This is a genomic window from Stakelama portus (genome assembly GCF_003171655.1).
GTDB classification, from domain to species: domain Bacteria; phylum Pseudomonadota; class Alphaproteobacteria; order Sphingomonadales; family Sphingomonadaceae; genus Sphingomonas; species Sphingomonas portus.
In genome coordinates this window covers 536384-555502 of record NZ_QFZL01000002.1, presented here as the reverse complement: position 1 = coordinate 555502, position 19119 = coordinate 536384, and the positions used below count along the sequence as shown (strand labels likewise).

Genomic DNA, 19119 nt, shown 5'->3' with positions numbered 1-19119 from the left:
CGCCCGCGCAAATGGCTCCCGCGCTGGCGTCTGATCGGTGCGTGGCCTGCGCGTCAGGCGAGCAGCGGTGTCAGATCCTCGCCCAGCATCGTCCGGGCCAGAGCCACGGGGTCGGCTTCGGGATCGGCCAGCACCGCGGCGATCCATTCCCGAACCGCAGACGTGCCATGGGCGGCCTCCAGCGCATCGAACAGCGCCAATGCGGCGGCATAGCGGGTTTCCAGATTGCTTTCGTCGCTGACGATGTCGCCGGGACCGAAATGGAACGGGCCCGGCGGGTCGAAATCGGGATCCTTGTCAAAGCGCTGCTGGTCCTCGGGCGAAAGCTGCCGACGTATCGCCTCGGGCGAAACGCGCATGCTGCCCCAGGCCCCCAGATGCGCATCCGCGTCAGTCGCAGCTGCGGCGTGACGGGCGCGTTGCGCGGCAGCGACTTCCGGTCGCACCAGCGCCGTTACTTGAAGTGCCGCCCATTCGGCATGCCCCTCCTCGAACCAGCGGGGCAGGCCGTCGCGTCGCGCCGTCTGAACGCTGTGCGTTTCTTCGTGCGGCATGACCAGGAAAAGGAACTGCTCGAGATGCGCCTCGTCGCCGTCGACCAGCGCGGTCCAGCGCGCGTCGGTGCCGTCGCGCGGCGGGACATAGTCGCGATCGCTCGTCAGCACGATCGACGCCCATCGAATGCCGAGTCGCGTTTCGGGAACCACCTGCGCCAGATCGCGCAGCATCGCGCCCCAGCAGGGGGCATGCGCGCGCGCCATCTGTTCGAACGCGGGTTCGTAATAGAGCCGGGCTTCCGCCTGATTGGTCGCATCGCGGATCAGCAGCCCCGGCAAGTCGCCCGCCGCTGCGGGAATATCGGCGACGGCGATGCCGGGCACGGTTCGCGTCGCGGATTCGGGCGCGCGGCAGGCATCGATCAGGGCAGTGGAGTCGTCGCCGGACGGGTGAGCCGCCGCGAATGCGGGCGATATCGCGGCAGCCGCGACGGCAAGGGCGAGGAAGGCGATACGCACGATATGAGACTCCGAACACGGCTATCGACTACATCTGTAGTCGCCGTATCCCAATGGGGTCAAGGCGCCCAGCATGCCCCATGAAAAAGCGCCCGGGCATCGCTGCCCGGGCGCTTCTGCTGTCCACCTGAAAAAGGATCAGGCGCTGTAATACATGTCGAATTCGGCCGGGCTGGGAGCCATTTCCCAGGTCGCGACTTCTTCGCGCTTCAGTTCGATATAGGCTTCGATCTGATCCTTGGTGAACACGTCACCCTTGAGCAGGAAGTCCATATCGGCTTCGAGGCTGTCGAGCGCTTCGCGGAGCGAACCGCATACGGTCGGCACGGCGGCGAGTTCGGCCGGCGGCAGATCGTAAAGGTTCTTGTCCATCGGATCGCCCGGGTGGATCTTGTTCTGGATGCCGTCGAGGCCGGCCATCAGCAGCGCTGCATAGCAGAGATACGGATTGGCCATCGCGTCTGGGAAGCGGAATTCGACGCGCTTCGCCTTGCTGCCCGCGCCATAGGGGATACGGCACGACGCCGAACGGTTGCGGCTCGAATAGGCGAGCAGCACCGGCGCTTCATAACCGGGAACCAGACGCTTGTAGCTGTTGGTCGCCGGGTTGGTGAAGGCGTTGAGCGCCTTGGCGTGCTTGATGACGCCGCCGATATAATAGAGGCACATTTCGCTGAGGCCAGCATAGCCGTCGCCCGCGAACAGCGGGTTCTTGCCGTCCCAGATCGACATATGGGTGTGCATGCCCGACCCGTTGTCCGACTTGATCGGCTTGGGCATGAACGTCGCCGTCTTGCCATAGGCCTGGGCGACCATGTGGACGACGTACTTGTAGATCTGCATGCGGTCGGCGGTGGTCACCAGCGTGCCGAAGGTGAGGCCCAGCTCGTGCTGCGCAGCCGCGACTTCGTGGTGATGCTTGTCGCACGGCAGACCCATTTCGAGCATGGTCGAAACCATCTCAGCGCGGATGTCGGTGGCGCTGTCGACCGGCGCGACCGGGAAATAACCGCCCTTGGCGCGCGGACGGTGCGCCAGGTTGCCCGCTTCATATTCCTTGCCGCTGTTGGTCGGCAATTCGATGTCGTCGATCGCGTAATAGCTGGTGTTGTAGGTGTTTTCGAACCGGACGTCGTCGAACATGAAGAATTCGGCTTCCGGGCCGACATAGACGGTGTCGCCGATGCCGGTGGACTTCAGATATACTTCGGCGCGCTTGGCCGTCGTGCGCGGGTCGCGGGCATACCATTCGCCGGTCGACGGCTCGACGATGTCGCAGAACAGGATCATCATCGGGGTCGCCGAGAACGGATCGACATACACCGCGTCCAGATCCGGTTTCAGGATCATGTCGGATTCGTTGATCGCCTTCCAGCCGGCGATCGACGAACCGTCGAACATCAGGCCGTCGGTCAGTTCATCCTCGCCGATCACGCTCGACACCATGGTCAGGTGCTGCCACTTGCCCTTCGGATCCGTGAAACGCAGGTCGACCCATTCGATCTCCTGCTCCTTGATCATTTTCAGGATAGTACCTGCGTCGTTCGCCATTTTAGTCTGTCCCTTTCTGATGAATGCGCATGCCCCGCGACTCGGGCAAGATTGTTACGCTTTCGCGCCTACCATTCTAAAAATGCTGCGGCGCGTCAAATCGCGTCGTCGTCGCGTTCCCCGGTGCGGATACGGAGCGCGGTTTCCACCGGCATCACGAACACCTTGCCATCGCCGATCCGCCCGGTCTGCGCGGCATTTGCCACGGCTTCGACCACGCGTTCCGCAAGTGCGTCCTCGACAACGACTTCCAGCTTCACCTTGGGCAGGAAATCGACGACATATTCCGCACCGCGGTACAGTTCGGTGTGCCCCTTCTGGCGACCAAAGCCCTTGGCTTCGGTCACGGTGATGCCCGAAACGCCCACTTCGTGCAGCGCTTCCTTCACTTCATCCAGCTTGAACGGCTTGATGATTGCTTCGATCTTTTTCACGAATTCCCCCGACAGGTCATTACCGGTATCTCCCCTCGTCCCGCACACTGGCAACAAGCGTGCCAGTATCGCGCGCCAACTGTATCCGGGGCAGGGGCGGTTCGAAAGCGCTAACCGCTGCCTAGCGATTGGGCAGCAGCGCGGTTTGTGCCTGAAAGCGCGGCAGCACCGCCCACCCGTCGACACGGCTTTTTCCTGACAGCCATTGTAACTGGCCGCCCGCCGGGGGTGCCTGCATGGTCGCGATGGAGACAAAAAAGGGGAAATGCCATGCGGAAATCGACACTGATGCCTCTGCTGATCGGCGCCTGTGCGGTTGCCGGTCCGGCCGATGCGCAGGAACATTCGCTGGACCATTTCGGGCCGTGGACGTTGCTGCACAGCCGCAGCGGCTGCCTGGGCACCTATACGCGCGAAAGCCAGGCGTTTCAGATCCATGCCAGCTCCGACGCGGAAGGGCTGATCGCGCTGAAGAGCGACAGCACGCGCGCGTTCCGCAATGATGAAACCGTTCCTATAATGATGACATGGGCGTTCGCCGACGGCCAATCGATGGATGTGGACGTCGAAATGACGGTCGTGAGCGGATCGACGGCGTTTCAGGCGCCGCTCGATCGCAGCATCAGCGTGCTGCGCACCGGCCCGCGCATTACCGCCACGCATAACGGCCAGTCCATCTATGACCTGCACCTTCCCGCCGATGCCGACAGCGATCGTTTTTACGACGCGTTCGAGGCCTGCCGCCGGGCCGAATAGTCCTGTTTCGGAACCAAATCCGTATCTGCGAATTAATGTAGGTTCTAGATGTAGATTGAAGTGGCGTAAGGAGCGGTAAATGCGACAGATCGCCAAGAATGTGACTGTTACCATGTACCGCCGATCGCGTCGCGGTGCGGAGAGCGTGCGGGTGGCAAGCGGCCCGTTCATCATCATGGCCTATGGCCTTGCCGCGCTGGTGCGCCACGATCCCAAGGCGGATATCTGGATCGAAGCGCCTGGCGGCCGAATGGACGCTGAAGAAGTGCATCGCCGGCTCGACCAATGGTCCCGCGTTGGCGCACAGGATGCGCGTACCCCGGCTTGTGAGCCTGCCCGTCGCGCATGCGGTTCCGCGCTGCACTGATGCGCGCGTCTGCGCGCAATCCGGTTGGACAGCGCGCTGCGACATTCCTCTTTCCAACAGGCTCAGTTTTCTAACCGGCAATGTAACTGGAACACCGGCAGACGCTCCGGCACGACGATACCCGCAACAGGGAGATATCGCGTGCGCAAGCTGTTCCTTACCGCCTATGTCCTGATCTTGTCGCTTGCCGCCATTCCGGCGCATGCACAAAGCGAAACCAAATGGTTCGGAAGCTGGCAACTGGTCGATGGCGGGCCCGATACCGGCTGTCTCGCCACCTTTCGCCAGGGCACCGAACAATTCCACCTCTATGCCGGCCCGATCAGCGACGGCGCGCTGATGTTCCGTTCCGACGCGATCACGCAAATGGATCCGGCGGAGGATGTTCCGGTAGAGCTTACCTGGTTCGTCGAAGGCGGCCAAAATGCCGTCGCGACGGTCCCCGCCACGGTGCGCGCGCTCGGCGCGGACGGTCGCGTTCTCGGCATCAATATTCCGCTCGATCAGGTCACGTCAAAGCTGCTGGTGCATCCGCGCATGGCGGCGCGATCGGGCGGCGTCACGCTGTTCGACATCACCTTGCCGGCCGACCAGAACAGCGCCGCGCTATACGCGGCGTTTCTGGAATGCCGGTCGCGCAATCTCTGATCCTTCGGCGCGGCGCGCGGCCGCTCCGGATCAGGCGTAGGGCGGGGCGTTCAGCCCCTTGGGGCTCTTGGTAAAGATCTCGCACCCGTCCTCGGTGATCCCGATCGAATGTTCGAACTGCGCCGACAGCGACCGGTCGCGCGTCACTGCCGTCCAGCCATCGTCGAGCAGCTTCACATCGGGCCGGCCGATATTGATCATCGGCTCGATCGTGAAGAACATGCCCGGCTTCAGCTCGGGACCGGTGCCGGGACGGCCGACATGCACCACTTCGGGCGCGTCGTGGAATACCTGTCCCAGCCCATGGCCACAGAAATCGCGCACCACGCCATAGCGATGCTTTTCGGCATATTCCTGAATCGCGTGGCTGATATCGCCCAGGAAATTGCCAGGCTTTGCCTGTTCGATGCCCAGCATCAGGCATTCATAGGTCACATCCACCAGCCGCTTCGCCTTGATCGGCACATTGCCGGCCAGGAACATGCGGCTGGTATCGCCGTGCCAGCCATCGACCATCGGCGTGACGTCGATGTTCAGAATGTCGCCATCCTTGATCACCCGGTCGCCCGGAATGCCGTGGCAAACGACATGATTGATCGAAATGCAGCAGCTGTGCGTATAGCCGCGATAGCCTAAAGTCGCCGGCGTGCCGCCGCCATCGAACGTCATCTGGCGGACGATATCGTCCAGTTCGCCGGTCGTCACGCCCGGCACGACATGCTGCACCAGCGCGTCGAGGATTTCGGCGGCCAGCCGCCCGGCCTTGCGCATCCCCTCGAATCCTTCGGGGCCGTGCAGCTTGATTGCGCCGGTACGTGCCATCGGCGTGTCTTCGGTTACGCTCACATATTCGGTCATGCCAGGCGATATAGGCGAACTTGTGGAGCTTTGCGAGACCGTCCGGCTCGGCTATGGCCCGCCTCATGGATGAGAGGATCTGGACTGCGGGGCTTGTCGTGATCGGCGACGAAATCCTGTCGGGCCGCACCCAGGACAGGAATGTGGCTCAACTCGCCACCTGGCTGAATGCTCAGGGCATTCGGCTGGGCGAAGTGCGCGTGGTCGCCGATCGGCAGGAAGCGATTGTCGAAGCGGTCGATGCGCTGCGCACGCGCTATGATTATTGCTTCACCACCGGCGGCATCGGCCCGACGCATGACGATATCAGCGTCGATGCCATCGCTGTGGCGCTCGGCGTCGATGTGGTGATCCATCCCGAAGCGCGCGCGATCCTCGAAAGCTATTATGCCAGCCGTGGCGGCCTTACCGACATGCGGCTGCGCATGGCGCGCGTGCCGCGGGGGGCAGAGCTGATCTCCAACCGCATGTCGGGCGCGCCCGGCATCCGCATCGGCAATGTCTTCATGCTCGCGGGCGTGCCGCATATCGCCGCCGGGATGCTCGACGCGCTCACCGGCCAGCTCGAAGGCGGCAAGCCGCTGCTCGCCCGCACCATCGGCTGCTGGGTCGCCGAAAGCGAGATCGCCGAGTTGCTGGCGACAGTCGAGCGCTCGCGCGAAGGCGTGACGATCGGCAGCTACCCCTTCTTCCGCGAAGGCCGCACCGGCGCCAATTTCGTGATCCGCTCGACATCGCAGCAAGACATCGACGCCTGCGTCGGGGAACTAACCGCCGGACTGGAGGCGCAGGGGCGGGAAGTGACCGACGGCGGGATTTAGGGGAAGCGGCGTGTGGCTGCTTTTGGGCCGACAGCGGCCTGACTGGTTTCAGAGCACGGACACTGGAAACCTGTCGTTCCTAACAGTGCAGGCCAGCCGACCGTCGCGGATCACACCTTTCGAGCCTCCCCGCCATTCAAGAACATAGGGAAGAAGCTCTTCTGGGTCTTGAGGCGAAGTACGTCGCCAACCGCGATCGTGTTTGCCTTTCTGCGTTCGCCCCCGCCGGGTGTCAGCACTTCGATATCGGGGTTCTCGATAATCGCGGCGTGGACATCGTCCGTATGCGCCGGGGTAACATTATAGATGCTCTCGTAGAAATCGCTGACCGGGATCACGTCGCCGGAATCCGAAACGAGGCGGGGAATATCCTCCAGCAGCTGACCGATTGCCTGTTGGCGTCCGGTCAGATCGAACAGATAGAGCGACCCATTTTCATGGCTAGGGTCGTAGCTCAGCATGTTCAGGCCGGATCGGCCAAAATGCGCCTGTGCGCTGCTGTTCTCGTGCAGGATGTTGTTATAGACCTGACGCGCCCGGTAGATGTTGGCGAAGTGAATCAGCCAGTAGCGCCAGCCATCGGGATTGTTGATCGAGAAGGGGCTAACGAAGGACGCGCACGTCCGAAAAGTCTCGAAGACGATGCGCTCGGCCGCGCCGAGCCAGCTGCCTTTGCTCATCGCGCCCTCGAGACTAGCCAGGTTTGTCGGTTCGACGTCCAAATGGCGCAACTGGCTTGCGAGCAAGGCCGGATCGTCCTTCTGCAGAAAAGCAACCAGCGCTTCGATCGCAAAGGTGTAGAAGATTTCGACCGAAGGGTAAGCGCGCATGATGTCGATAAGCGTGCGCCGTTCGACATGCTTGTGCCCGCATTGGTCGAGATTGAAGATGACGTTGCGATAGCGCCCGGTTTCGAGCAGCCGTTTAATATCCGGGTAGGCGGTCTCGAACGCCTCGTTGAGATATTCCACCCGCAGGTGCAGCTTCGGCGCGGTCTGCGCAATGTCGAGTTGTAGCGGTGCGACATTTGCCTTCAACAGTTCCAGTGCATCCCGGCTATGGTCATTGAGGATGAGCAGGCATTCGACCTCCACCATGCCGAGTCCCTGACCCACCCGCTGGAGATTAACCGTCTCGACGGCGTGCTTGAGTTCTTCGATGAAGATGACGGGCGATCCAGCTGCGCCGCATTGATAGCGGCCACCGCCGGCGAAGCCGTCCACCACGGCAAGTCGGAATTTGGTCTGTTGCGGCAGCTGGGAGCGGACAGTCAGGTATTCGAAGAAATACTCGCGCAGGATCTTATGCTTGCGCTTGGAATGGTCTTCGAGGACTGCGCCGTCACTCCATTCGTATCGTTTCTCGGCCACCTTCCCCCCGTGCCGGCCCGCGTAGCGTTATAGCGCCGCCTGCAGCGCCGGCATTTCGTCCCAGGTCCGTCCGCGATACTCGCGCCCGTTCGCCTTCTTGGACCGTTTCTTGTTGTCCTTGCCCCAGGTGCCCCACTGCTTGAAAAAGAACGCGGTGCCGTAGCGGGCACATTGACGATGGATGTCGTCTATCCACTCTTCCTTGATCGGGCGGGCGGATCGACCGCTCTCGCCACCAACGATCGCCCAATCGATGCCGCTGAGATCCACGGTGCCAACCGGACCGATCAAGGGTTCGAACGACAGGAACCGGATGGCGGCGGGCACAGCACGCAATGCGGCAATCCGTGGCACGGCATCAGCATCCTCGATGCTCGTGCCGAGCCAGACATTCGGGAGCACGCCGCTGATCGCCGTGGAAAGTATCGCAGCCATGCGATCCGGCCGCTTGGTCAGAATCTGATAGTTGTGATGCGGTGTTTCCTGCATCACCCGCCATACCTCGATGATGAACGCCTCGCTCACACCTTCGTGAAACAGGTCGCTCATCGAATTGACGAAAATCTTGCGCGCCTTGCGCCAGCGGCGCGGGATGGCAAGCGCGCTGCGATCCTCGCGCACGGTACCATTCCAGACCGTACGCTTCCCCGTCTTGCGTGTCAGCCCCGCATATTTGTCGACGCCCATCGCCTCTAAGCGGCGCGCCATCTCCATTGCGTAGCAATGGGTGCAGCCAGCGGAGACAATGGAACACCCTGCGACCGGATTCCATGTCGCATCGGTCCATTCAATTTGGGTCTCGGCCATGCCACGTCCCGCTATGCGATCGTCGCGGTAGCGGCACCAGGCTGCTGCCAGGATGCGAGCCGGTTGAGCGCGATATCGATCATTCGGTCGTCGAACAGGTGCAGTTTGCGTCGCGCCGCTTCCGCACCGCCCTTCCAGTCGCGCAACCCGGCTTTGACGCCATCGATGGACGGCTCGCCGCCGTGGAAGACGAGCCAATCGACCGTTGCCAATAACTCCATGCCCAACGGCGTCTCGAACCCATCGATAAGATCGCTGGTAGCCTCCAGCGCTGGCAGATAGGCCTTCGCCTCCGAGCCGAGATACGCCGTGACGCGATCCTTCTTGGCATCGTCGAACCAGATGACGTCCAGCGGCCCGGCATCGGCAATTCGCTTGTCGCTGTGAAGATAGCTGCCATCCAGCGCGTTGAGCAGATGGCTCAGCCGCCCGGCAAAGGGACCAAAGCGATTAGCTTCGAACCGAAGGTCGAGCGGGTTTTCGATCTGGCAGCGGGCGATGCTCCGCTCAGCGAAATAGGCTAGCTTTTGGATTTCGAGCAGCGTGCATTCGAACCCGAGCACCGCGTAGCGGCGCACCAGTTCGGCAACCACCGCGCGTGCGGGCGTCAGCTTCTCGACGCCGGCGCGCTTGGCAACGTTCTGATAAGTCGAAGTTGGCTCATAGACGATCACCTCGACGCCTTCGAGATCGCCGAGCACCTGTTCGATCTTAGTCCGGACAGCCGGCCAGTCGAGCCCGCCGTTACCGCTGCCCAGCGGCGGAAGGGCGATCGACTTGATGTGCAACTCGCAAATGACGCGCTTCAGATCGACCAACCCGTCCTCGATCCAGGGCATTTGCGAGGGATTGCGCCAATGCTTCTTGGTCGGGAAATTGATGATCCACTTCGGACCCATCAGTTCTCGACGCTCGGTCACAAACATCCGACCGACCTCGACCTCATGGGCCTTGCAGGCCGCTTCATAGGCTTTGAGATTGGCGGGGAACGCCTCTTTGAACATGAGCGCGATGCCCTTGCCCATGACGCCGACGGTGTTCACCGTGTTGACCAGCGCATCCGCATCGGCATTCAGCAGATTGCCTTGGGTGTAGGTGATCATCAGAAATACCATCCCGGCGTTACCGCCACTTTCAAGGCCAGGCCTGCTGCTGCGATCTGCGCGCGCAGCTGACCTGCCACATTCTCATTAACGCAGGCGATCCCGAGCAAGGCGTCTGTCGGCAAGTGCTGATGAATCAGCGCTTCTGCTTGGTAACGCTCGAACTTGCCCAAATCGTCATTGTCCCGCTTAAAATCGCTATTCTGCAATATTGTCCAATCAATCGCCGAAAGTCCAACCAAATCTGACGAAAAAACAGCAGTCTGGAGATAGGCGTGGCGATCAGTGAAGATGAAATCCAGCGGATGATCGCGAACCTTATAAAGACTGGTTACCAGTATCGCGATCTCTTCATTTCCACGCTGACGAATTCCATTGTAGCCCGTCTTTATATTCAAAAGCATCGGCGAGCGGGGCGTAAAGTAAAATGGAACGTAGTCACTCAAAGTGCCGCCGGGTGCGATCGGAATCGGCCGGTTGTTCCGTTTGTTGATTAATTCCGGATTGCCGATGTCGACATAGGCGGGGTTGACCATCGCAGCGCTGCGGCAATGAATGCCGTGCGCGAGGATCCAGGCGAGATTGTCGCGATGAATGATCCTGAAGATGAATGCCTTGTCCGGCCGCAGATCCTTCATCATCGGCAGGCGGACGCCAGACGATGGCGCGAACGACCGCGTCCAGCATGTGCGATTCGACCAAGGATGACATGCGTCAACATTACTGCTGCTTATCCACTTCTCGTTCGAACGAGAAGTATCGATCAGCAGCTATGCGTTTGGCGTGTCACGTCCATCGGGTTCCCTCGCCACGCCCTTGAACGGTGTGCCGTCGTTCTTGACGCTCATCAGCTGGCCGGTGCGCTCGTCGCGCTTTTGCCAATGGCCGCCCGAACGCTGAAACTGGGTTCGCGCCGTAACCGCGCCACGTCGAAAGCCGTCGCCAGTATTCCTCGCCATAGCTGTCTCCGATGTGAACATAGTGGGAACATAGCACCGAACAGCTGGCGCTGGAAGTGCCAATCGGTCGATGTTTAGGGCCAGCTGTATAAACGGAGGTTTTGGGATCGTGCCGCTTCCGACTGAGCGGCAGAGATTAGGGCGCAACCAGCCCCAAGATTCCGCTGTCCTACAACCCCCGATCTGTGCCACGTCCTGCCCCGCTCTTTGTATCAACTATCATCTTCCCTCGCACGCACGCGCACGCCCGCGCGCGTATTGGTGCGAACCGGTGCGAACTTTGCACGGAAATCTGCGGTTTTTGCCTGACCTCAGCCTCGGCCGCTCAGGCGCTCGAAAAGCGGCCGGTCGCGCAATATCTCGCGCGCGGCATTATGCCCCGGCGCACCGGTCACGCCGCCGCCGGGATGCGTGCCCGATCCGCACATATAGAGGCCGACGATCGGCGCACGGTAATCGCCATGGCCCAGCACCGGGCGCGCCGCCCATAGCTGATCGAGCGACATGCGCCCGTGAAAGATGTCGCCGCCGATCAGGCCGAATTTGCGCTCCAGATCGAGCGGCGAATGGATTTGCCGCGCGATGATCGAGGCACGGAAATTCGGCGCATGCGCCGTCACCGTGTCGATGATCCTGTCCGCCGCCGCTTCGCGTTCGTCATCCCAGCTTCTTGCGGTCCCATCGGGTTTCGGGGGCAGGGCAGGGGCGAATTGCTGACAGAACAGGCTGGCGACATGGCACCCCGGCGGCGCCAGGCTGTCGTCCAATGTCGATGGGATGCACATTTCGACGATCGGCGATTGCGACCAGCCAAGCCGTTTCGCATCGTCATAGGCCGCGTCCATATAGTCCATGCCCGGCGCGATCACGATGCCGCTGGCGTGATGCTCGGCCAACTCCTTGCCCGGCAGCACGCTGAAATCGGGCAGTTCGGAAAGCGCGACATTCATCCGGAACGTGCCCGATCCGGCGGCGAATCCGGCGATCCGATCGCGAAAATCGCCGGGCAGGTCTGTGTCGCGAACCAGTTTGCCGAACAGCAATTTGGGCCCGACATTGGCGACGACGATCTTTGCGGCAATCTCTTCGCCGCTCGCCAACTGCACGCCGCATGCCCGTCCGGCGCCGATCAGCACGCGCGCCACCGGCGCCTCCAGGCTGATTTCGACACCCTGTTCGCGGCACGCCGCCGCCATCGCCTGGGTGATCGCTCCCATCCCGCCGATCGCATGGCCCCACGCGCCCTTCACGCCGTTCACTTCGCCAAAGACATGGTGGAGCAGGACATAGGCCGATCCCGGCGTGCTCACTCCGGCAAAATTGCCGACGATCGCATCGAACGAGAAGGCGCTTTTCACCATGTCGCTTTCGAACCATCGGTCCAGAAATTCGCGGGCGCTGCGCGTGAACAATTCGATGCAATTGCGCTGGGTTTCGATCGGCAACCGCGACAGCATATGCCCCTGGCTCAGCGCATGGCCCAGCGCACGCAACCCCCGCCCGGGCGTCGGCGGGGTGCGCAGCGCGATCGAACGCAGCGCATCGGCAACTTCGCCCAGCATGAAATCATAGTTGTAATATGCGTCGCCGTCGCGCGCATTGATGCGCCGAATCTCGTTGCAGCTCCGCTCCATCCCGCCGCCGAGCTTCAGATAATCGTCGGGCCAGGGAAAGAAGTTCGAAATCGGTCGCTGCACCGCGCGATAGCCATGATCGGCCAGCTTCATATCGGCAATGACTTTGGGCTGGAGCAGGCTGACGGTATAGCTGGCGGTCGAATTGCGGAAACCGGGATGAAATTCTTCGGTGACGCACGCCCCGCCGATCACATCGCGCGCTTCCAGCACGCGAACCTTCATTCCCTTGCGGGCAAGGTAAAAGGCGCAGACGAGCCCGTTATGGCCCCCACCGATGATCAGCGCGTCATAGCGTTTCGTCATGCCAGTGAAGCTAGCGAGCGGAGCCGATCCACGCCAGTCGATGTTGCTCTTGCGGTGAATCTGGAGCGGGTGAAGGGAATCGAACCCTCCAAGCGTAGCCCGGCAGGGCGGAGCGGCACAGGAAAGCGAGGGTTCAGGGGGCCGGGAAGGCTGGAGCGGGTGAAGGGAATCGAACCCCCAGCGTAGCCCGGCAGGGCGGAGCGCCACAGGAAAACGAGGGTTCAGGGGGCCGGGAAGGTTGGAGCGGGTGAAGGGAATCGAACCCTCCAAGCGTAGCCCGGCAGGGCGGAGCGCCACAGGAGAACGAGGGTTCAGGGGTCCGGGAAGGTTGGAGCGGGTGAAGGGAATCGAACCCCAGCGTAGCCCGGCAGGGCGGAGCGCCACAGGAAAACGAGGGTTCAGGGGTCCGGGAAGGTTGGAGCGGGTGAAGGGAATCGAACCCTCGTCGTAAGCTTGGGAAGCTTCTGCTCTACCATTGAGCTACACCCGCATTTCAAGGGCTTGGCTGGTTCCGGCGCCGCCGGTTACAGCGGCCTTGCGCCATTGCCCCTGACTGCGGGCTCTCTGCCGTCAGTCGGGCAGTGCGTCAATGGCCGATCGTCATGTGCCTGTGCGATACGACAGCCGCCGCTCCCGCGATTTCACCGGGATCTGTTCCGGTGCCAACAGGTGGGATCGTTCCACCCGGCTTTGCGACCAATTTAATTGACCGATTAGGGCGCCTTGCTATCCTGTGCGGTACGATATGAGTCAATGCGATCATGAACGCGCCGCGGGCCCCGCCACCTGTCGCGATGCCGGCAAGCGGCCAATCGGTGTGCAGGCCGCGTCGGCGGTTTCTCGAACGAGGTGCAAGTGACCTACGGTACGCAATCGCTCCACCGCCTGATACAGCGCGCGCCTTCGGAGATCGGCGCGATCGACGGCGATTGGCGCCGCGACTGGCAGGCGATCGAACAGGATGTTCGGCGTTTTGCCGGCGCGCTGTTGCGCTCGGGAGTGTCGCCGGGGGATCGGGTCGCCTTTCTGTCGCGCAACAGCGGTCGCTATCTCGATTATGTGCTCGGCTGTTTCTGGGCGGGCGCGGTGATCAACCCGGTCAATACGCGCTGGACCGCAAGCGAGATCGCCTATTCGCTCGAAAATTGTCAGACGCGGACGCTGATCGTGTCACAGGATTTCGCAGAGCTGGTTCCGGCGATCGCTGCCGAGGCGCCGGGATTACGCGACATCATCGTCGATGCGGCGGATGTGCCGGATGGCGCGCGTTCCTATGCGCAATGGATAGCGGATGCGCCGTTGCCCGAGGATCGCCGTGTCGGCGGCGATGCGCTCGCTGCCATTCTCTACACCGGTGGAACCACGGGACGGCCAAAGGGTGTGATGTTGAGCCATGGCAATCTGCTGGCGTCGGCCAACGGCTATCTGGCATTTCCCGGCGCGCGACCCGGGCGAAGCTATCTGCATGTCGCACCGCTGTTCCATATCGGCTGTCTGTCGGGGATGTTCACGTCGCTGCTCGCGGGAGCGGCGCAGGTGTTTCTGCCGATGTTCGCGCCGGATGCAGTGATCGATGTGGTCGAGCGCGAATCGGTCAGCGATCTGTTTCTCGTCCCGACGATGCTGCGCGCGGTACTGCTCGATCCCGCCTTCGCGCCGCGTCGCATGGCTACGGTGGAGCGCATCGTTTACGGCGCATCGCCGATCGACGACACGCTGCTCGACCGCGCGATGGATGCGCTGCCGGGCGTTTCGTTCATTCAGGCCTATGGCATGACCGAAGTATCGCCGATCGCGACGCTGCTGGGCCCCGAAGACCATAGCGGTGAGGCCCGCCGGGCCGGCCGAGGGCGTTCGGCGGGGCGTGCCACTTCGTCCACCGAAGTGCGCATCGTCGATAGCGAGGATCGCGAGGTGCCACGCGGCACCCCCGGCGAGATCGTGGTGCGCGGCGGGGGCGTGATGCAGGGCTATTGGGGAATGCCCGAAGAGACCGCGCAGGCGCTTGCCAATGGCTGGATGCACACCGGCGATATGGGCCGGATGGATGCGCAAGGCTATGTCACTGTCGTCGACCGGCTGAAGGACATGATCGTGACCGGCGGCGAGAATGTCTATTCCGCCGAAGTGGAAAATGCCCTTTCGGCGCATCCGGACGTACAGCAGGTCGCCGTAATCGGCGTGCCGCATCCGGAATGGGGCGAAGCGGTCCATGCCGCGGTTATTCTGAAAGCCGGAGCGGTCGCCGATGCCGACGCGCTCCGCGCCTTCTGTCGCGAACGGATCGCCGCTTACAAGACGCCCAAGACAATCGCATTTGTCGAAGCGTTGCCGCTTTCGCCGGCAGGCAAGGTTCTCAAGACCGAATTGCGGGCGGCCTATTCCTAGACCGCCCATGGGCAATCCGCTCAGGAGGGGAAGTGGCTCTCCAGCGTTTCGTAAAATGCCGGAATCTTGTCCTCAAGGCCGACATAGAGCACGTCGTCCATCGCGCCGGTGGAAAGACCGGCTTGCGAAAGTTCCGCCGCCCGGAAATCCTCGCCGCCGAAGACGCCAAGGACCATGTTATAGGACTTGGCAAAAAGCTCTTCGGCTTTCGGATTGTCCGGCGCTTCGCGGGTCAGCATCATATAGTCGACCATTGTCCGATCGGGGCCGCGCGGCGCGAGGATCATGACGCTGATATAATAGGGGCTGGTGATGACCACTGCATTTGGCATCAGTTCATAGGCGAAGGTCACCGCCTTGTGGATGTTCTCATTGGGGTCCAGCTTCGCGGGGTCGAAATTGATCTTGCCCGAAGTCTGGCGGAAATGCGGACCCAGCCGATCGGTGATGGTCGGCGAATCGGCAAACATCGGGCCGACCGAAGCGGCGTGCAGGCGCTGAACATGATAGCCTTCGAGGAACGGCTCCAGCACCAGCTTCCAATTGGCCTTCAGATCGAACATCTTGCGCCCATAGACATGCGCGCGCGGGATGTTCAGCGCTTCGAAATCCTCGGCCAGCTGTCCTTCGACCATCGAGAAATCATAGTCGCGCTTACGGTCCAGTCCGACATAGACGATGCCGCCGGCTTCGCGGCAGGGCAGTTGAGCAAGCGGTCGGTCGCCCTTGTCGAAATTGGCGATGGTTTCGGCGCGCGGAACACCGATCAGCTTGCCATCAAGACCATAGGTCCAGGCATGATAGGGACAGGTCACGCGCGATGCAGCGTGCGGTTCGCAATCCTCGACCAGTTTCGAACCCTTGTGCGTGCAGGCGTTGAGAAAGGCCCGAACCTCTCCATCGCGCGCGCGGGTTACGATGATCGGCACGCCATAGCTTTCCACCGCGATCAGGCTGCCCGGTTCCGCCACCAGCGCCGACAGCGTCACCGGAATCGGCAGCGCACGAAACACATGTTCCCATTCGAGATCGAACCGGGCCTGGTCGATAAAGATGTTCGAGGGGCGCCGTTCGTCAATTGCCGGGGCGCTGGCATCCGCTTCGGCATGCGGCGGAATGCGTGCGATCGCTTCCTGCTGGCTGGTGCTCAGGCTGGCCAAAAGCGGCACATTCTTCTCCCGGGGGCGAGCGGCGGTCGCAACGTTCATCTGCGGCTTCCTTTATTATCTAACGTTGTTAGGTTATAGGTTAAGTGAGCGAGTAAATCAAGTTTCGCAAACTGTCCTGGGGTCCGAACAGGGCTGAACCGAGCAACTGCGGCGACGGGGCGCCGCTGCTGAAATTGGCGACATATCCGCCATGACGGATGCCCAACCCTTGCGATGCTGCGGACCAGCCCTCCATCGCAAGGGCTGACCGGCGGCGCTCACCCGTTGCGAGCGGTGAGGCCGCCGTCAACGGGGATGATGGCTCCGGTCAGGAACGATGCACCGGGAAGCGCTATGCTTGCGATCATATGCGCGATCTCTTCGGGCCTGCCATAACGGCGTAGCGCGGTGCGGCGGGCGGCATAGGTCGCCTTCTGGTCGGACGAAATCGCCGCCGTCATTCCGGTTTCGATCGGGCCGGGGCAGATGCAATTGACCGTAATCGCCTCCTTGCCGAGCTCGACCGCGAGCGCACGAGTGAGGCCGACAACGCCGGCTTTGGCGGCGGCATAGGCGCTTAGTCCCGACGTTGCGCCGAGCGCTTCGGTTGATGCGATATTGACGATCCGGGCAGCGTTCGACTGGCGGAGGAAGGGAAGCGCGGCACGGATCACCTGTTGCTGGGCGGTGAGCAATATCGCCAGATGGCGATCCCAATGCGCATCATATTCGTCGCTGTCGATCGGCGCCATCGCCGAAATTCCGGCATTGTTGACGAGGATGTCGATCCCGCCATTGGCCGTGCCCGCCCGCGCGACAACGGCACGAATCGCCTGCGGATCGGAAATGTCGAGCGGAAAAGCCTCCGCCGCTCCGCGCTCGGCACCGATCTCCGCCGCCACAGTGCGCAGACCGGCTTCGTCGCGATCGGTCAGCACGACCCTGGCGCCCAGCGACGCAAAAACCCGCGCAGTTGCGCTTCCGATGCCGCTTGCGGCCCCGGTGATCAGCACGCTGCGGCCTTCCACCGACCGCGCTGTTTCGATTTGCTGTACGTCCATCCGCTCCTCTTCCTTGACGCGAACCACAGAGGGGCTAAGTAATCAACTAAATAATCTGCGCCGCGGCTCGCGGTCGATAGGGGAGAGTGATGGAAAATGCAGCGGCGCTTGCCGATCCCGATGCCGGGCGTGTCGTCCTGTCTCCCCGACGGCGGATAGCAAGCCGGTGGAAAAGGAACCAGTCGCTGCCCGCGCATGACGCCCCGTCGCGATTGGCGGTCGAGACAGGTCGGCCTTCGCCTGTCTATCCGGATCCTCCTCGCCCCGACGCGGGAGCGCAAACGCTGCAATTCGGGAAAAGGGAAATGCCGGTCGGATCATTTCCCGACGCCCACGACCAATATCTGCCGGCCAACACCCTATAAACAGACCCACCCTATCAGGTTCCAGGAGTAGAATTCATGCCGATGACGATCGACCACGCTTTCCGCTGGTGGGCGGGGGAGCACCCCGATCGCGTGATGCTGGCTTGCGCCGGACGGCGAGTCACCTATGCGCAGCTCGATGCCTGGGTAGGGCGCGTTGCCAGCCATTTTTGCGACCTGGGTTTTGTGCCGGGCGATCGTGTGGCGATCGTCGCCGAAAACGGCATGGAATGGGTCGTTGCGATGCTGGCGGCGATACGGGCGGGCGGCATCTCGGCCGGGCTCAGCACGCGAATGGTCGCCAGCGAACTCGACTGGATGATCGCCGACTATACGCCCCGAATCATTGTTTCCGATCCGACCAATATTGCGAAGGTGAACCCCGGCGGCGCCAATCTGGTGACGACCGAGACGATTATGGGTTTGCTCACCGGAGACTCGCGCGACATAAAATTGCCGCAGGCCGACGACGATATCGCGATTCTCGTTACGACGAGCGGATCGACGGCGCGCCCCAAGGGCGTGATGTTCACCAATCGCGCTATCTGCGAGCATAATATGTGGCAGGTGGTCAGCGACCCGCTGACCGGGCCCTATCGTCGATTGCTGGTCGCGCCGATGAGCACATCGGCGGGCACCATCCCGTTTCTCCATACGCTGCTGAGCGGGGGCACTGCCTATCTCGAAGCGAAATTCGATGCCGCTGAGGCGCTCCGGCTTATCGTCGAGGAGAAAGTCAACTTCATCACCGGCGCGCCGATATTCTTTCAGCGCATGGCGGATCTTCCCGAATTTGCCGATGCCGATGTCAGCCATCTCGATATCGCGCATACCGGCGGTGCGACCGTGGTCCAGCCGCTGCTCGAAAAATGGGAGAAAAAGGGCGTTATCCTGCGCCAGATGTTCGGCCAGACCGAAAGCGGCGGCACCGGCGTCATCAATTCGCGCGCGCATGCGCTGACGCGTCCCGACAAATGCGGCGGCACGATGATGTTCACCGATATCGGCATCGTCGACGATGCGGGCAATTTTCTGGCCGCAGGCGAGACCGGCGAAATCGTGCTGCGCGGCCCGGGGATGATGGCCGGTTACTGGAACAATCCGCAGGCTACCGCCGAAGCGCTCCGCGATGGCTGGCTCTACACCGGCGATATCGGCGTGATGGACGAACTCGGCCTGGTCAAGATGATCGACCGCAAGAAGGACATCATCATTTCGGGCGGGCTCAATATTTCCGCGGCCGAAGTCGAACGCGTGATCCTGGAACTGGGTGTCGAGGAAGTCGCTGTCATTGCCGCGCGCGACGAGCGCTTTGGCGAGGTGCCGATGGCGGTCGTGCACGGCAATGTTCCCGACACCGCGGCATTGGTGGCCTATTGCTGCGAAAACCTGTCGGACTTCAAGGTCCCGCGCTATCTGATCCATTCGGACACGCCGCTTCCACGGCTCGCCTCGGGCAAGATATCCAAGCCGGCGCTGCGCCAAAGCCATGGAGGAGATAAGCCGCTCCCGCCGCGGATTCGCTGA

The 19119-nt window shown here is 62.0% G+C and carries 18 protein-coding genes and 1 tRNA gene; 6 read left to right on the top strand and 13 right to left on the bottom strand.

Annotated features, from left to right (window positions below):
• Nucleotides 1-53 precede the first annotated feature (53 nt).
• From DKB74_RS07910 to DKB74_RS07900, 3 genes are all read right to left on the bottom strand, one after another.
• Nucleotides 54-1016, bottom strand: coding sequence for a hypothetical protein (locus DKB74_RS07910; RefSeq protein WP_109807566.1), 963 nt, complete (start codon nucleotides 1014-1016; stop codon nucleotides 54-56).
• Between the two features lie 138 nt (nucleotides 1017-1154).
• Complete coding sequence (glnA, locus tag DKB74_RS07905) at nucleotides 1155-2567, bottom strand: type I glutamate--ammonia ligase (RefSeq protein ID WP_109807565.1); 1413 nt, start codon at nucleotides 2565-2567, stop codon at nucleotides 1155-1157.
• 95 nt (nucleotides 2568-2662) lie between these two features.
• Complete coding sequence (locus tag DKB74_RS07900; RefSeq protein WP_109807564.1) at nucleotides 2663-3001, bottom strand: P-II family nitrogen regulator; 339 nt, start codon at nucleotides 2999-3001, stop codon at nucleotides 2663-2665.
• A gap of 270 nt (nucleotides 3002-3271) precedes the next feature.
• Here DKB74_RS07900 and DKB74_RS07895 point away from each other — a divergent pair, with 270 nt between their 5' ends.
• From DKB74_RS07895 to DKB74_RS07885, 3 genes are all read left to right on the top strand, one after another.
• The gene (locus tag DKB74_RS07895; protein WP_145960926.1) at nucleotides 3272-3757 is read left to right on the top strand and encodes a hypothetical protein; all 486 of its coding nucleotides are present in this window, start codon (nucleotides 3272-3274) and stop codon (nucleotides 3755-3757) included.
• Between the two features lie 79 nt (nucleotides 3758-3836).
• Nucleotides 3837-4124 carry a hypothetical protein gene (locus tag DKB74_RS07890; protein ID WP_109807562.1) on the top strand — a complete coding sequence of 96 codons (288 nt, stop codon included), beginning with the start codon at nucleotides 3837-3839 and terminating at the stop codon, nucleotides 4122-4124.
• A gap of 141 nt (nucleotides 4125-4265) precedes the next feature.
• A complete protein-coding gene (locus tag DKB74_RS07885; RefSeq protein ID WP_109807561.1) occupies nucleotides 4266-4772 on the top strand; it encodes a hypothetical protein in 507 nt (168 codons plus the stop codon).
• A gap of 30 nt (nucleotides 4773-4802) precedes the next feature.
• Here DKB74_RS07885 and map read toward each other — a convergent pair whose 3' ends face one another.
• A complete protein-coding gene (gene map, locus DKB74_RS07880) occupies nucleotides 4803-5630 on the bottom strand; it encodes a type I methionyl aminopeptidase (RefSeq protein WP_109807560.1) in 828 nt (275 codons plus the stop codon).
• A gap of 65 nt (nucleotides 5631-5695) precedes the next feature.
• Between map and DKB74_RS07875 the strand changes: the two genes are divergently transcribed.
• Entirely contained in the window at nucleotides 5696-6451 is a 756-nt protein-coding gene (locus tag DKB74_RS07875; protein ID WP_109807559.1) for a competence/damage-inducible protein A, read from the top strand.
• Nucleotides 6452-6561: 110 nt separating this feature from the next.
• Here the strand turns inward: DKB74_RS07875 and DKB74_RS07870 are convergent, their stop codons facing one another.
• The 7 genes from DKB74_RS07870 to DKB74_RS07840 all read right to left on the bottom strand — a co-directional run bounded on the left by DKB74_RS07870 (nucleotide 6562) and on the right by DKB74_RS07840 (nucleotide 13120).
• Nucleotides 6562-7821 carry a three-Cys-motif partner protein TcmP gene (locus DKB74_RS07870; RefSeq protein ID WP_109807558.1) on the bottom strand — a complete coding sequence of 420 codons (1260 nt, stop codon included), beginning with the start codon at nucleotides 7819-7821 and terminating at the stop codon, nucleotides 6562-6564.
• 27 nt (nucleotides 7822-7848) lie between these two features.
• Nucleotides 7849-8628, bottom strand: coding sequence for a DUF5131 family protein (locus DKB74_RS07865; protein ID WP_109807557.1), 780 nt, complete (start codon nucleotides 8626-8628; stop codon nucleotides 7849-7851).
• An 11-nt stretch (nucleotides 8629-8639) separates the two neighbouring features.
• Nucleotides 8640-9731: a type II toxin-antitoxin system antitoxin DNA ADP-ribosyl glycohydrolase DarG gene (gene darG / locus DKB74_RS07860; protein ID WP_109807556.1), complete on the bottom strand. Its 1092-nt coding sequence runs from the start codon at nucleotides 9729-9731 to the stop codon at nucleotides 8640-8642.
• Nucleotides 9731-10372, bottom strand: a complete 642-nt coding sequence (gene darT, locus DKB74_RS07855; protein WP_205007852.1) for a type II toxin-antitoxin system toxin DNA ADP-ribosyl transferase DarT — start codon at nucleotides 10370-10372, stop codon at nucleotides 9731-9733. The genes darG and darT overlap by 1 nt, the downstream gene beginning before the upstream one ends.
• Nucleotides 10373-10501: 129 nt before the next feature.
• On the bottom strand, nucleotides 10502-10690 hold the full coding sequence (locus DKB74_RS07850; protein ID WP_109807555.1) for a hypothetical protein: 189 nt from the start codon (nucleotides 10688-10690) through the stop codon (nucleotides 10502-10504).
• A 311-nt stretch (nucleotides 10691-11001) separates the two neighbouring features.
• Nucleotides 11002-12630, bottom strand: coding sequence for a phytoene desaturase family protein (locus DKB74_RS07845; RefSeq protein WP_109807554.1), 1629 nt, complete (start codon nucleotides 12628-12630; stop codon nucleotides 11002-11004).
• A 416-nt stretch (nucleotides 12631-13046) separates the two neighbouring features.
• Nucleotides 13047-13120 (bottom strand) — tRNA-Gly (locus DKB74_RS07840).
• 365 nt (nucleotides 13121-13485) lie between these two features.
• On the opposite strand from DKB74_RS07840, the gene DKB74_RS07835 reads away from it, so the two are divergent.
• Nucleotides 13486-15018: an acyl-CoA synthetase gene (locus tag DKB74_RS07835; protein ID WP_109807553.1), complete on the top strand. Its 1533-nt coding sequence runs from the start codon at nucleotides 13486-13488 to the stop codon at nucleotides 15016-15018.
• A gap of 20 nt (nucleotides 15019-15038) precedes the next feature.
• Here the strand turns inward: DKB74_RS07835 and DKB74_RS07830 are convergent, their stop codons facing one another.
• The gene (locus DKB74_RS07830; protein ID WP_109807552.1) at nucleotides 15039-16226 is read right to left on the bottom strand and encodes an aromatic ring-hydroxylating oxygenase subunit alpha; all 1188 of its coding nucleotides are present in this window, start codon (nucleotides 16224-16226) and stop codon (nucleotides 15039-15041) included.
• A 218-nt stretch (nucleotides 16227-16444) separates the two neighbouring features.
• Complete coding sequence (locus DKB74_RS07825) at nucleotides 16445-17227, bottom strand: SDR family NAD(P)-dependent oxidoreductase (protein ID WP_109807703.1); 783 nt, start codon at nucleotides 17225-17227, stop codon at nucleotides 16445-16447.
• 401 nt (nucleotides 17228-17628) lie between these two features.
• Here DKB74_RS07825 and DKB74_RS07820 point away from each other — a divergent pair, with 401 nt between their 5' ends.
• The gene (locus tag DKB74_RS07820) at nucleotides 17629-19119 is read left to right on the top strand and encodes a class I adenylate-forming enzyme family protein (RefSeq protein ID WP_109807551.1); all 1491 of its coding nucleotides are present in this window, start codon (nucleotides 17629-17631) and stop codon (nucleotides 19117-19119) included.